This is a genomic window from Mucilaginibacter lutimaris, from assembly GCF_042676625.1.
Classification (GTDB): domain Bacteria; phylum Bacteroidota; class Bacteroidia; order Sphingobacteriales; family Sphingobacteriaceae; genus Mucilaginibacter; species Mucilaginibacter lutimaris.
On the sequence record NZ_JBHTIA010000003.1, the window covers coordinates 510595 to 524968 of the forward strand.

Annotated in this window: 11 protein-coding genes and 1 tRNA gene; all 12 read left to right on the forward strand. The window is 42.2% G+C overall.

The features are described from left to right. Window positions 1–16 precede the first annotated feature (16 nt). The 12 genes from tuf (at window position 17) to ACFQZI_RS03175 (ending at window position 14352) form a co-directional block, all read left to right on the forward strand. Window positions 17–1204 (forward strand): elongation factor Tu, encoded by a 1188-nt coding sequence (gene tuf, locus ACFQZI_RS03120; RefSeq protein ID WP_377138271.1) that lies wholly within the window; start codon window positions 17–19, stop codon window positions 1202–1204. 125 nt (window positions 1205–1329) lie between these two features. After that, a tRNA-Trp gene (locus ACFQZI_RS03125) sits at window positions 1330–1400 on the forward strand. 17 nt (window positions 1401–1417) lie between these two features. Further along, on the forward strand, window positions 1418–1612 hold the full coding sequence (gene secE, locus ACFQZI_RS03130) for a preprotein translocase subunit SecE (protein WP_067059686.1): 195 nt from the start codon (window positions 1418–1420) through the stop codon (window positions 1610–1612). A gap of 14 nt (window positions 1613–1626) precedes the next feature. Continuing rightward, a complete protein-coding gene (gene nusG / locus ACFQZI_RS03135; protein ID WP_377138274.1) occupies window positions 1627–2169 on the forward strand; it encodes a transcription termination/antitermination protein NusG in 543 nt (180 codons plus the stop codon). Window positions 2170–2364: 195 nt separating this feature from the next. Then, on the forward strand, window positions 2365–2805 hold the full coding sequence (gene rplK / locus ACFQZI_RS03140; RefSeq protein WP_377138277.1) for a 50S ribosomal protein L11: 441 nt from the start codon (window positions 2365–2367) through the stop codon (window positions 2803–2805). Between the two features lie 27 nt (window positions 2806–2832). Continuing rightward, a complete protein-coding gene (gene rplA, locus ACFQZI_RS03145) occupies window positions 2833–3531 on the forward strand; it encodes a 50S ribosomal protein L1 (protein WP_377138280.1) in 699 nt (232 codons plus the stop codon). A 2-nt stretch (window positions 3532–3533) separates the two neighbouring features. Further along, window positions 3534–4052 carry a 50S ribosomal protein L10 gene (gene rplJ, locus ACFQZI_RS03150; protein ID WP_377138282.1) on the forward strand — a complete coding sequence of 173 codons (519 nt, stop codon included), beginning with the start codon at window positions 3534–3536 and terminating at the stop codon, window positions 4050–4052. Between the two features lie 58 nt (window positions 4053–4110). Next, window positions 4111–4491, forward strand: a complete 381-nt coding sequence (gene rplL, locus ACFQZI_RS03155) for a 50S ribosomal protein L7/L12 (protein WP_121246032.1) — start codon at window positions 4111–4113, stop codon at window positions 4489–4491. Between the two features lie 206 nt (window positions 4492–4697). Further along, a complete protein-coding gene (gene rpoB / locus ACFQZI_RS03160; protein ID WP_377138285.1) occupies window positions 4698–8501 on the forward strand; it encodes a DNA-directed RNA polymerase subunit beta in 3804 nt (1267 codons plus the stop codon). A 134-nt stretch (window positions 8502–8635) separates the two neighbouring features. Further along, window positions 8636–12922 carry a DNA-directed RNA polymerase subunit beta' gene (gene rpoC / locus ACFQZI_RS03165; protein WP_377138287.1) on the forward strand — a complete coding sequence of 1429 codons (4287 nt, stop codon included), beginning with the start codon at window positions 8636–8638 and terminating at the stop codon, window positions 12920–12922. Window positions 12923–12997: 75 nt separating this feature from the next. Then, window positions 12998–13309, forward strand: a complete 312-nt coding sequence (locus tag ACFQZI_RS03170; RefSeq protein WP_377138289.1) for a DUF3467 domain-containing protein — start codon at window positions 12998–13000, stop codon at window positions 13307–13309. 107 nt (window positions 13310–13416) lie between these two features. Then, window positions 13417–14352 carry a GDP-L-fucose synthase family protein gene (locus tag ACFQZI_RS03175; RefSeq protein ID WP_377141728.1) on the forward strand — a complete coding sequence of 312 codons (936 nt, stop codon included), beginning with the start codon at window positions 13417–13419 and terminating at the stop codon, window positions 14350–14352. The last annotated feature ends 22 nt before the right edge of the window (window positions 14353–14374 follow it).

Sequence of the window (14374 nt, forward strand, 5' to 3'; positions counted from 1 at the left end):
CAAACAAATATAAATCATGGCAAAAGAAAAATTTGACCGCAGTAAACCGCACTTAAACATCGGTACAATCGGTCACGTTGACCACGGCAAAACAACTTTAACCGCAGCTATAACCAAAGTGTTATCTGATGCAGGTTTATCAGAAGCTCGTTCATTTGATTCAATTGACTCTGCTCCTGAAGAAAAAGAACGTGGTATAACTATCAACACAGCGCACGTTGAGTATTCAACTGCAAACCGTCACTACGCTCACGTTGACTGTCCGGGTCACGCGGATTATGTGAAAAACATGGTTACAGGTGCGGCTCAGATGGACGGTGCAATCATTGTTGTTGCTGCTACAGATGGTCCGATGCCTCAAACCCGCGAGCACATCCTTTTGGCTCGTCAGGTAGGTGTACCTTCATTGGTTGTATTCATGAATAAAGTGGATATGGTTGATGATCCAGAATTATTAGAATTAGTTGAAATGGAAATCCGTGAGTTATTATCATTCTACGATTTCCCTGGCGATGATATCCCTGTTATCCAAGGTTCAGCATTAGGCGGTCTTAACGGCGATGCTAAATGGGTAGCTAAAATTATGGAGTTAATGGATGCTGTAGATAGCTACATTCCAATTCCTCCACGTTTAACAGACCTTCCTTTCTTGATGCCTGTTGAGGACGTATTCTCGATCACTGGTCGTGGTACTGTTGCAACCGGTCGTATCGAGCGTGGTGTTATTAACTCTGGTGAGCCTGTTGACATCTTAGGTATGGGTGCTGAGAACTTAAAATCAACCGTAACTGGTGTTGAGATGTTCCGCAAGATCCTTGATCGTGGCGAAGCTGGTGACAACGTAGGTTTATTATTACGTGGTATTGAGAAAACTGATATCCGTCGTGGTATGGTTATCTGTAAACCAGGTTCTGTTAACCCTCACACTGACTTCAAAGCAGAGGTTTACGTATTATCAAAAGCAGAAGGTGGCCGTCACACTCCATTCTTCAACAAATACCGTCCGCAATTCTATTTCCGTACAACAGACGTTACAGGTGAGATCACCTTGGCAGAAGGCGTAGAAATGGTTATGCCTGGTGATAACGTTACTATCACTGTAAAGCTAATCAACGCTATTGCTATGGAAAAAGGTCTTCGTTTCGCTATTCGTGAGGGTGGTAGAACTGTAGGTGCTGGTCAGGTAACTGAAATATTAGCATAATTACAATCTGCCTTTAGGCAGAGCAAACGGTTAATTTTTGTGTAAAGTACCGGGGCTTTTGTCTCGGTACTTTATTCACAATAAGCAAACACAATACAGTTTCTCTATTTTTAGAGATAGTATACACGGGAATAGTTCAACGGTAGAATAGAGGTCTCCAAAACCTTTGATCAGGGTTCGAATCCTTGTTCCCGTGCATAAGCAATTAATAAAATGGCAGGCGTAGCTGAATATATTAAAGAATCATACATCGAGTTGACCGAGAAAGTTACCTGGCCAACCTGGAGAGAATTGCAAAACAGCGCCGTGTTGGTGTTAATAGCTGCAATTATTATTGCTATGGTCATTTTTGGTATGGACCAGATAATAGGCTATTTGCTTAATCAGTTTTATACTTCACTAACCTAATTATATATAAGTAGATGAGTGATCAATTAAAGTGGTACGTAGTTAGGGCCATCAGTGGTAAAGAAAAAAAGGTAAAACAATATATAGACGCCGAAGTAAGCAGGTTAGGAATAACACACTTAGTACCACAGGTACTTATCCCAACCGAAAAATATTACCAGATGCGCGATGGAAAGAAAATTGCCAAAGAACGCAACTACTTCCCGGGTTATGTATTAATGGAAGCCTCACTTGACGGCGAGCTGGAGCACATTATTAAAAATGTGAACAGTGTAATTGGTTTCTTAGGTGATAAAGCAGGTAATGCTATCCCTTTACGCCAGGCCGAAGTTAACCGCATCTTAGGTAAGGTTGATGAAATGAGCGCGCAAGGCGAAACCATGAACGTACCATATTACGTTGGCGAGAACGTTAAAGTAATGGACGGGCCATTCAACGGTTTCAGCGGTGTAATTGAAGAGGTTAACGAAGAGAAAAAGAAACTGAAAGTAATGGTAAAGATTTTCGGACGCCGTACGCCGCTTGAATTGAATTACATGCAAGTAGAGAAAGAGTAGTATTGAGATATGAGATTTTAGATGTAAGGCATCTGAAAGTCATAACCCTCAACACTAACAATAATATAAAAAAATAAAGGTTTGATAACCTGGTACGAGTCTCAAAATCTCATATCCAACGTCCCAAACCTAACGATCTTAAATGTTACTTAGCTTCCACTTACTAACATTGAGTTATAATTAAAACAAATCAAAATGGCAAAAGAAGTCGGTGCGATGGTAAAGCTACAAGTGAAGGGCGGCGCTGCAAACCCATCTCCACCAATTGGCCCAGCATTGGGTGCAAAGGGTGTGAACATTATGGAGTTTTGCAAGCAGTTCAACGCACGTACCCAGGACAGACCTGGTAAAGTGTTACCTGTAGTTATTACTGTTTATGTCGACAAGTCTTTCGATTTTATCATTAAAACCCCTCCAGTAGCTATACAACTTTTAGAAGTTACCGGCTTAAAGAGTGGTTCGGCCGAGCCTAACCGTAAAAAAGTTGCCAGCGTAAACTGGGAACAGGTTGAGACAATAGCCAAAGATAAAATGACTGATTTGAATGCATTTACAGTAGAATCAGCCATGAGAATGGTGGCAGGTACTGCCCGCAGTATGGGGATAACCGTATCAGGTACGGCACCCTGGAATTAATTAATTTATACAAATCAGTTTAAGACAGTGGCTAGATTAACAAAAAATCAAAAAGCGGCACTCTCCAAAATTGAGGCTAATAAGTCGTATACATTACAAGATGCGTCAGCATTGGTAAAGGAATTAACCAATACTAAGTTTGATTCATCCGTTGATATAGATGTACGTTTAGGTGTTGATCCCCGTAAAGCCAATCAAATGGTACGCGGTATTGCAACATTGCCTCATGGAACCGGCAAAACTGTACGTGTATTAGTGCTTTGTACTCCTGATAAGGAGCAAGAAGCAAAGGATGCAGGTGCGGATTACGTTGGTTTGGATGATTATATTGCCAAGATTGAAGGCGGATGGACTGATGTTGATATTATCATCACTATGCCAAGCGTTATGGCTAAGGTAGGTCGTTTGGGTCGTATATTAGGCCCGCGTAACCTAATGCCTAACCCTAAATCAGGAACAGTAACACCAGAAGTTGGTAAAGCTGTGGCTGATGTAAAAGGTGGTAAGATCGATTTCAAGGTTGACAAAACCGGTATCATCCATACTTCAATAGGAAAAGCATCTTTCACTGCTGAAAAAATTTACGAGAACGCATTAGAAGTATTGCAAACCATCTCTAAATTAAAACCATCAGCAGCAAAAGGCACATATTTTAAGAGCATACATATCTCTTCAACCATGTCGCCGGGTATTACAATTGAAACTAAATCAGTAGCGGGGATCTAATCATGAATAAAGAAGAAAAACACGACCTTGTTCTTGCCCTTGCTGATCAGATTAAAGAGTACGGTAACTTTTATATTACCGATACAGCTGATCTAACGGTTGCAAAAGTAAATAATATCCGTCGTCAATGCTTCGAGGCTGATATCACAATGCAGGTTGCAAAAAACAGCTTAATTAAAAAAGCTATGGAAGCAGCCGGTGGTGATTTTGCCCCGATATATGATGTATTAAAAGGTTCTTCATCAATCCTTTTCTCAAAATCGGCAACTGCCCCGGCAAAGCTGATTAAAGCTTTAAGGAAAAAAGGTGATAAACCGGTTTTAAAAGCAGCATACATTGATTCATCGGTATTTATCGGCGATAATCAATTGGATACTTTGACCAAACTGAAGTCAAAAGAACAATTGATAGGCGAGATAGTAGGCTTACTGCAATCACCAGCCAAGAACGTTATTTCTGCATTACAATCAGGCGGAAGTATCATTGCAGGTGTTGTAAAAACATTACAAGAAAGAGGTTAACGAACACCTTAAAGTTCGATATTAAACAAAAAGCATTAAGTAAAAAATAAAAAATAAAATGGCGGATTTAAAAGCGTTTGCTGAACAGTTGGTAAACTTAACAGTAAAGGAAGTAAACGAATTAGCTCAGATCTTAAAAGACGAGTATGGCATTGAGCCTGCTGCTGCAGCTGTTGCTGTAGCTGCTCCTGCTGGTGGCGATGACGCTCCTGCAGCTGCTGCTGAGCAAACTGCATTTGACGTGATCCTGAAAGAAGCAGGTGGTCAGAAATTAGCAGTTGTTAAATTAGTAAAAGACTTAACTGGCTTAGGTTTGAAAGAAGCTAAAGACTTAGTTGACGGCGCTCCTAAAGAGTTAAAAGCTGGTGTAACTAAAGAAGAAGCTGAATCTCTGAAAAAACAATTAGAGGAAGCCGGAGCAGTAGTTGAGGTTAAATAATTTAACCTAACACAAAATAGCATCAGACTCCGACCATTTTTGGTCGGGGTCTATTGCTGTTTATATACGTCATGTAGATTTGAGGCGTGAGATATGAGATATGAGAATCTCACGTTTTATAAAAAGAGAAGTTCTTATCTGTCTCAGATTTCGCATCTAATATCTCATATCTAAACACAGGTTTAATAAAATTAAATTATAACACCTTGGCAAACAATAATAACCAAAGAGTAAACTTTGCAACCAGCAGAAAGGTACTTGATTACCCCGATTTCCTGGATGTACAGTTACAATCTTTCCAGGAATTTTTTCAATTGGAAACCACGTCAGACAACCGCTACAAAGAGGGGTTGTTTAAAGTATTTGCCGAAAACTTTCCTATTTCAGATTCAAGGAACATCTTCGTTTTAGAGTTTCTTGATTATTTTATTGATCCGCCACGTTACGATATACGTGAGTGTATTGAGCGCGGGTTAACTTACAGTGTGCCATTAAAAGCAAAACTTCGTTTATCATGTAATGATGCTGAGCACGAAGATTTTGAAACAATTGTACAGGACGTGTACCTGGGAACCATCCCTTACATGACACCTAAAGGTACATTTGTTATAAATGGCGCCGAGCGTGTAATTGTATCTCAATTACACCGTTCACCTGGTGTGTTCTTTGGCCAAAGCCGCCACACCAACGGTACAAAATTGTACTCGGCCCGTGTTATACCTTTCAAAGGTTCATGGATTGAGTTCGCTACAGACGTTAACAACGTGATGTATGCTTACATTGACCGTAAAAAGAAGTTCCCGGTTACCACGCTTCTTCGTGCTATAGGTTATGATTCTGATAAAGATATATTAGAATTATTTGAGCTTGCAGACGAAGTTAAGGTAAGCAAAAGCGGCTTAAAGAAATTTATTGGCCGTAAGCTTGCTGCAAGGGTGCTTAAAAAATGGGTAGAAGATTTCGTGGATGAGGATACCGGTGAAGTGGTATCTATCGACCGTAACGAGATCATCCTTGAGCGCGAAACCGTACTGGAAGACGATCACATCGATATGATCATTGATGCCGGTGTTAAAACCATCATCCTTAACAAAGAGGATGCTGCCACCAGCGGTGATTATACTATTATATATAACACGTTACAAAAAGATACTTCAAACTCTGAAAAGGAAGCGGTTGAGCATATCTACCGCCAGTTACGTAATGCTGAACCACCAGATGAGGAAACAGCTCGTGGTATCATCGATCGTTTATTCTTCTCAGATAAAAGATATGATTTGGGCGATGTGGGCCGTTACCGCATCAACCGTAAATTAAAGCTGAATACTTCTGACGAAACAAAAGTATTAACCAAGCAGGATATCATAGCGATTGTGAAATATCTGATCAAACTCATCAACTCAAAAGCTGAGGTGGATGATATTGATCACTTGTCAAACCGTCGTGTTCGTACTGTTGGCGAGCAGCTTTACGCACAATTTGGTGTTGGTTTAGCGCGTATGGCACGTACCATCCGCGAGCGTATGAACATTCGTGATAACGAGGTGTTCACACCAACCGACCTTATTAACGCACGTACACTATCATCTGTGATCAACTCGTTCTTCGGAACAAACCAGTTATCGCAGTTTATGGACCAAACCAATCCACTGGCAGAGATCACGCACAAGCGTCGTCTGTCAGCCTTAGGTCCCGGCGGTCTGTCGCGTGAGCGTGCAGGTTTCGAGGTTCGTGACGTTCACTACACCCACTACGGTAGGTTGTGTACTATCGAAACTCCGGAAGGACCGAACATTGGTTTGATCTCATCACTTTGTGTACACGCCAAGATCAACAACTTAGGCTTTATAGAAACCCCGTACAAACGCGTGGTTGAAGGTAAAGTACAGGTTGATGAGCCGGTTATCTACTTATCTGCAGAGGATGAGGATGGTAAAACCATTGGCCAGGCTAACGCTTACTATGATGATAAGGGTGTATTTGCCAATCCACGTGTTAAAGCACGTTTCGAAGGTGACTTCCCTATTATCGACCCGGATAAATTGGATCTGATGGATATCGCTCCAAACCAGATCACGTCAATCGCGGCTTCATTAATTCCGTTCCTGGAGCATGATGATGCTAACCGTGCATTGATGGGATCTAACATGCAGCGCCAGGCTGTGCCGTTATTACGCCCCGAGGCGCCAATAGTAGGTACAGGTTTGGAAGGCCGTGTAGCAAAAGACTCTCGTACCCTTATCAACGCCGAAGGCGATGGTGTTGTTGAGTATGTTGATGCTAACGAGATCAAAATTAAGTATGACCGTAGCGAACTTGACCGCCTTATCTCTTTTGACGGCGATACTAAGAGCTACCTGTTAACCAAGTTTAAAAAGACTAACCAAAGCACTACCATTAACTTAAAGCCTATTGTTAAAAAAGGCCAGAGGGTTACCAAAGGTGAAGTACTTTGTGAGGGCTACGCAACCCAGAATGGTGAGCTTGCCTTAGGCCGTAACCTTAAAGTGGCATTCATGCCTTGGCAAGGTTATAACTTTGAGGATGCGATCGTAATATCTGAGCGCGTAGTATCTCAGGATATTTTCACATCGCTTCACGTTGAAGAATTTGAACTTGAAGTACGTGATACAAAACGTGGCGAAGAGGAATTGACACCGGATATCCCTAACGTATCAGAAGAAGCTACTAAAGACCTTGACGAAGACGGTATCATCCGTGTTGGTGCCGAGGTTAAAGAAGGCGACATCCTGATAGGTAAGATCACTCCAAAAGGTGAATCAGACCCTTCACCGGAAGAAAAACTTTTACGTGCCATATTTGGTGATAAAGCAGGTGATGTTAAGGATGCATCGTTAAAAACTCCGCCATCAATAGCGGGTGTTGTCATCGATACTAAACTTTTCAGTCGTGCTAAGAAAACCACTAAGGCAGAAGAAAAAGCTCAGATCGAGAAACTTGATGCTAAGCATGATAAAGCCGTAAAAGATCTTAAAAACACTTTAATTGAGAAGTTATTTGAGATAGTGAACGGCAAAACATCGCAAGGTGTTTATAATGTTTACAAAGAGCTGTTTGTAGCTAAAGGTGTTAAGTTTACCCAAAAAATCTTGGCTGAGCTTAACTACGAGAACATCAACCCAACAAAATGGACAACTGATGACGATAAAAACGAGCAGATAAAAACTTTGCTTCACAACTATAACATTAAAGTGAACGAAGAACTGGGCGCTTACCGTCGCGATAAGTTTGCTATAAGCGTGGGTGATGAGCTGCCATCGGGCATTGTACAAATGGCTAAAGTTTACATCGCTAAGAAGCGTAAGCTTAAAGTAGGTGATAAAATGGCGGGCCGCCACGGTAATAAAGGTATTGTTGCACGTATTGTACGTGACGAAGATATGCCTTTCTTAGAAGACGGTACCCCGGTTGATATTGTGTTGAACCCACTGGGTGTACCTTCACGTATGAACCTTGGCCAGATCTATGAAACCGTATTAGGTTGGGCAGGTAAAGAGCTGGGCGTTAAATTCGCTACCCCAATTTTTGATGGTGCAAGCCACGAAGAGGTTGAGGAGTGGATTAAAAAAGCAGGCTTACCGGAATCTGGCCGTACCTACTTATACAATGGTTTAACAGGCGACCGTTTTGACCAGCAAACAACTGTAGGTATCATCTACATGCTTAAACTGGGCCACATGGTTGATGATAAGATGCACGCGCGTTCTATCGGTCCGTACTCACTTATTACACAACAGCCATTGGGTGGTAAAGCCCAGTTTGGTGGTCAGCGTTTTGGTGAGATGGAGGTTTGGGCACTTGAGGCATTTGGTGCATCAAACATCTTGCAAGAGATACTTACCGTTAAATCGGATGATGTTATCGGCCGTGCCAAAACATACGAGGCTATCGTTAAAGGTGAAAACCTGCCTACACCGTCAGTACCGGAATCATTCAACGTATTGGTTCATGAGTTGCGCGGCTTAGGTTTGGATATCACTTTAGAATAATTAGTGATTTAGTGAGGGAATGAGTAGTGATTTATCACTATTCGCTCTCTCACTAATTCAACTTAGTAAACTGTGATTTTAAATCACTAATTCGCTAAATCACTAATTCAAACATTAAAAAATCAAAGTAGACTATGTCTTACAAAAAGGATAATAAAATCAAGAGTAATTTCACCACAATTACCATCAGTTTAGCTTCTCCGGAATCTATACTTGAGCGTTCAAGCGGTGAGGTTTTAAAACCTGAGACCATTAACTACCGTACCTACAAACCCGAGCGTGACGGTTTGTTCTGCGAGCGTATCTTCGGTCCGGTTAAAGATTACGAATGCCACTGTGGTAAATACAAACGTATCCGTTACAAGGGTATAGTGTGTGACCGTTGTGGTGTTGAAGTAACTGAGAAAAAGGTTCGCCGCGAGCGTATGGGCCACATCAATTTGGTGGTGCCTGTTGCGCACATTTGGTATTTCCGCTCGTTGCCAAACAAAATTGGTTACCTGCTGGGCTTACCTACCAAAAGGTTAGACCTGATTATTTACTACGAAAGATATGTAGTTATTCAGCCCGGTATTAAAGAAGCTGACGGTATCTCTAAAATGGATTTCCTGACAGAAGAAGAATATCTGGATATATTGGATACTTTACCAAAAGAAAACCAGTACCTGGATGATAAAGACCCACAAAAATTTGTGGCTAAAATGGGTGCCGAGGCATTAGAAGAATTGTTGAAACGTATCGATTTGGATGAGCTTTCATACAACCTTCGTCACCAGGCAGCTAACGAAACTTCTCAGCAACGTAAAAACGAAGCGCTAAAACGCTTACAGGTTGTTGAGGCTTTCCGTGGTGCAGCAACAAGGATAGAGAATAACCCGTCATGGATGATCGTTAAGATCGTTCCGGTTATCCCGCCTGAATTGCGCCCGTTAGTACCATTGGAAGGTGGCCGTTTCGCTACTTCCGACTTGAACGATTTATACCGCCGTGTAATTATCCGCAACAACCGTTTAAAACGTTTAATTGAGATAAAAGCACCGGAAGTTATATTACGTAACGAAAAACGTATGTTACAGGAAGCTGTAGATTCGTTATTCGATAACTCGCGTAAAGTTAACGCGGTGAAAACCGAAGGTAACCGCGCCCTTAAATCACTATCAGACATCCTGAAAGGTAAACAAGGCCGTTTCCGTCAAAACTTATTAGGTAAACGTGTAGATTACTCGGCACGTTCGGTAATTGTTGTAGGCCCTAACTTGAAACTGCACGAGTGTGGTTTACCAAAAGATATGGCCGCTGAATTATTCAAACCATTTATCATTCGTAAGATGATAGAACGTGGTGTGGTTAAAACAGTAAAATCTGCAAAGAAAATTGTAGACCGTAAAGACCCATTAGTTTGGGACATTTTAGAAAACGTATTAAAAGGCCACCCTGTATTATTAAACCGTGCACCTACGCTGCACAGGTTAGGTATACAGGCATTCCAGCCAAAACTGGTTGAGGGTAAGGCTATACAATTGCACCCGTTAACCTGTACCGCCTTCAACGCGGATTTTGACGGTGACCAGATGGCTGTGCACGTACCACTTGGTAACGCGGCAATTTTGGAAGCCCAGGTATTAATGCTTGCCTCACACAACATCTTAAACCCTGCCAACGGTACACCTATTACAGTACCTTCGCAAGACATGGTGCTTGGTTTGTATTACATAACCAAAGGCCGTAAAACAGATGAAACCCGTGTGGTAAAAGGCCAGGGTTTAACTTTCTATTCTGCCGAAGAGGTAATTATCGCTTACAACGAAAAGAAAATAGACTTACACGCCTTTATTAAGGTAAAAGGAAAGATAAAAGACCGCGAAGGTAACATTGTTACCAAACTCATTGAAACTACTGTAGGCCGCGTGTTATTTAACCAGCACGTGCCCGAAGAAGTGGGTTACATTAACGAGCTATTGACCAAAAAATCATTACGTGATATCATTGGTGAGGTTGTTAAAAACACCGGTATGGCACGCGCGGCCCAGTTCCTTGATGATATTAAGGAGTTAGGCTTCCAGATGGCGTTCCGTGGTGGTTTATCATTTAACTTAAAGGATATAAACATCCCTGAAGAGAAAGTTACTTTGATAGCCCAGGCTTCTAAAGAAGTTGAAGATGTAATGAACAACTATAACATGGGTTTCATTACCAACAACGAGCGTTACAACCAGATCATTGATATCTGGACCCGTATCAACAACCGCTTAACCGCCAATGTGATGAACATCCTAAGCAACGATAACCAGGGCTTCAACTCGGTTTACATGATGCTTGACTCGGGTGCCCGTGGTTCTAAAGAGCAGATCCGTCAGCTTGCAGGTATGCGTGGTTTGATGGCTAAACCTCAAAAATCAGGTTCGGGCGGTGAAATTATCGAAAACCCTATCTTATCTAACTTTAAAGAAGGATTATCGGTATTAGAGTACTTCATTTCTACCCACGGTGCGCGTAAAGGTTTGGCGGATACAGCGTTAAAAACTGCGGATGCCGGTTACCTGACCCGTCGTTTACATGATGTTGCCCAGGATATGATCGTTGGTGAGGTTGATTGTGGTACCCTACGCGGTATTTACACAACTGCACTAAAAGATAACGAGGATATTGTTGAGCCGTTATACGACCGTGTATTAGGCCGTACAACTTTGCATGATGTTCATGACCCTATCACCAACGAACTTTTAGTTTCCGCAGGCGAAGACATTACTGAAGAGATTGCCAAGAAGATCGAAAACTCACCGTTAGAGGGTGTTGAGATCCGTTCGGTATTAACTTGTGAGAGCAAGCGCGGTGTGTGTGCTTTATGTTATGGCCGTAACCTTGCAAGTGGTAAACGCGTGCAAATGGGCGAGGCTGTAGGTGTAATTGCTGCACAGTCAATCGGTGAGCCGGGTACACAGTTAACACTACGTACATTCCACGTGGGTGGTACCGCTTCTAACATCGCGGCCGAGTCTCAGATCAACGCTAAATTTGATGGTATTATAGAGTTTGAGAACGTACGTACCGTAGAATACAAAACAGAAGAAGGATTGGTTGACGTGGTATTGGGCCGTTCAGGCGAGTTCCGTATCATTGAGGCCGGTACAAATAAAGTAATTGTTACCAACAACATCCCATACGGTTCATACCTGTATGTTAAGGATGGCGCTACCATTAGCAAAGGCGATCGTATATGTTCATGGGATCCGTACAATGCGGTTATTATCTCTGAGTTTGCCGGTATCACCACATTCGAATCGGTATTGGAAGGCATCACGTTCCGCGAGGAAAGTGACGAGCAAACCGGTCACCGCGAGAAGGTAATTATCGATACCAGGGATAAAACTAAAAACCCTGTTATACAAATAGCTGATAATAAAGGTAACATCATTAAAGGTTACAACATCCCGGTAGGTGCCCACATTTCTGTTGAAGAAGGTGAGAAATTACAAACCGGACAAGTTATTGCTAAAATCCCTCGTTCAACCGGTAAAACGCGAGATATTACAGGTGGTTTACCACGTGTAACCGAGTTATTTGAAGCACGTAACCCATCTAACCCTGCGGTAGTAACCGAGATTGATGGTGTGGTAACTTTAGGTGGTGTTAAACGCGGTAACCGCGAGATCACTATTGAAAGTAAAGACGGCCAGGTTAAAAAATACCTTGTGCCATTGTCTAAACACATTCTTGTACAGGATAACGACTTTGTTAAAGCAGGTATGCCATTGTCTGATGGTTCTATCTCTCCGGCAGATATCCTTGCAATTAAAGGCCCTGCCGCGGTACAAGAATACCTTGTTAACGGTATACAGGAAGTTTACCGCCTACAGGGTGTGAAAATTAACGATAAGCACTTTGAGGTGATTGTTCACCAGATGATGCAGAAGGTTGCCATTGAAGATGCCGGCGATACCCGTTTCCTTGAAAGGGAAGCAGTTGACAGCTGGGACTTCATGACCGAAAATGATGAGATGTTTGATAAGAAAGTTGTTGTTGATCCGGGTGATTCTACAACTCTTAAAGCAGGACAGATCATATCATTGAGGAAACTAAGGGACGAAAACTCTATTTTAAAACGTAAAGATTTAAAATTAGTAGAGGTAAGGGATGCAATTGCAGCAACTTCGAGCCCGATGTTACAAGGTATCACAAGAGCATCATTAGGTACAAAATCGTTCATTTCAGCCGCATCGTTCCAGGAAACTACAAAAGTACTGAACGAAGCAGCCATAGCAGGTAAAAAAGACAACATGCTTGGCCTGAAAGAAAACGTTATTGTTGGTCACTTAATCCCGTCAGGAACCGGTTTACGCGAATACGAAAATATCCGTGTAGGTTCTCAGGAAGAGTTTGATCGCCTGATGGCTTCAAAAACTGAGGAAGTGGAAGCTTAATCAGATTTTTTAAATACTTTTGCAAAGCCTTCTGTGAAAACGGGAGGCTTTGCTATTTTTATTACTTTTACTACCATGGAAGAACAAAACGAAAACCAGATCAACATTGAACTTTCTGAAGAGATGGCCGAAGGTGTTTACGCTAACCTGGCTATTATAACTCATTCCAGCTCGGAGTTTGTATTAGATTTTATCCGTGTGATGCCGGGTGTGCCCAAGGCAAAAGTAAAATCGCGTATTGTGCTAACGCCGGAACATGCCAAGCGCCTGTTAAGTGCATTGCAAGATAACGTGGAGAAGTTTGAGGATGCTAATGGCCGTATTAAAATTCAAAATGAGCCGACCGGTTTCCCAATGAACTTTGGCGGAACGATGGGGCAGGCGTAAATAGTTCATTAGTTCACTTGTTCATTGGTTTATTAGTGCTAAGCTCACCAATAGTTGCCGCCATACTACCAATGAAATATTGAACCAATGAACCAATGAACCAATCAATGAACAAAACAGATAAAATATATATTGCCGGGCACCGTGGAATGGTAGGCTCTGCCATTATGCGGAAACTACGGGCCGAGGGTTTTACAAACTTTGTAACGCGTACATCGGCTGAGCTTGACCTGCGCGACCAACCTGCGGTGGCCGCTTTTTTTGCTGAAGAAAAGCCAGGCTACGTTTTTTTGGCAGCAGCTAAGGTAGGGGGCATTGTAGCTAACAATACTTATCGTGCGGAGTTTTTGTATGATAACCTGCAGATCCAGAATAACATCATCCATTCATCGTATGTAAATGGCGTTACCAAACTGATGTTCTTAGGATCAAGCTGTATATACCCCAAGATGGCACCGCAGCCTTTGCACGAAGATGCTTTGCTTACAGGTTTGCTTGAGCCAACCAACGAGCCTTATGCCATAGCTAAAATTGCAGGTATTAAAATGTGCGATGCTTACCGTGCGCAATATGGCTGCGATTTCATATCGGTAATGCCAACCAATCTTTACGGTTATAACGATAATTATCATCCCCAAAACTCACATGTGCTGCCTGCGCTTATCCGCCGTTTTCATGAAGCTAAGGAGAGTGGCGCGGCCGAGGTTGTGATATGGGGAAGCGGCTCGCCTTTGCGCGAGTTTTTGTTTGCCGATGACTTGGCCGAAGCATGCTACTATTTGATGCAGAATTTTGATGAAGCCGGTTTTATAAATATTGGCAGCGGCAAAGAGATCAGCATAAAGGATCTTGCCCTGCTCATTAAAAAAATTGTGGGTTACGCCGGCGAACTTAAGTTTGATAGCAGCAAGCCCGATGGTACACCACGTAAACTGATGGATGTATCTAAGTTAGCAGAAAAAGGGTGGACTTATAAGACCGAATTAGAAGAAGGTATTAAACTTGCATATCACGACTTTTTGTTGAAACATGTAGAGCGTTAAGAGGTTACTGATATATCAAATC

Coding starts and splice junctions, on each gene's coding strand:
- rpoC (WP_377138287.1), top strand. CDS start 8,636: ATGTCTTACAAAAAGGATAATAAAATCAAGAGTAATTTCACCACAATT.
- nusG (WP_377138274.1), top strand. CDS start 1,627: ATGAGTGATCAATTAAAGTGGTACGTAGTTAGGGCCATCAGTGGTAAA.
- rplK (WP_377138277.1), top strand. CDS start 2,365: ATGGCAAAAGAAGTCGGTGCGATGGTAAAGCTACAAGTGAAGGGCGGC.
- rplL (WP_121246032.1), top strand. CDS start 4,111: ATGGCGGATTTAAAAGCGTTTGCTGAACAGTTGGTAAACTTAACAGTA.
- ACFQZI_RS03170 (WP_377138289.1), top strand. CDS start 12,998: ATGGAAGAACAAAACGAAAACCAGATCAACATTGAACTTTCTGAAGAG.
- secE (WP_067059686.1), top strand. CDS start 1,418: ATGGCAGGCGTAGCTGAATATATTAAAGAATCATACATCGAGTTGACC.
- ACFQZI_RS03175 (WP_377141728.1), top strand. CDS start 13,417: ATGAACAAAACAGATAAAATATATATTGCCGGGCACCGTGGAATGGTA.
- tuf (WP_377138271.1), top strand. CDS start 17: ATGGCAAAAGAAAAATTTGACCGCAGTAAACCGCACTTAAACATCGGT.
- rplJ (WP_377138282.1), top strand. CDS start 3,534: ATGAATAAAGAAGAAAAACACGACCTTGTTCTTGCCCTTGCTGATCAG.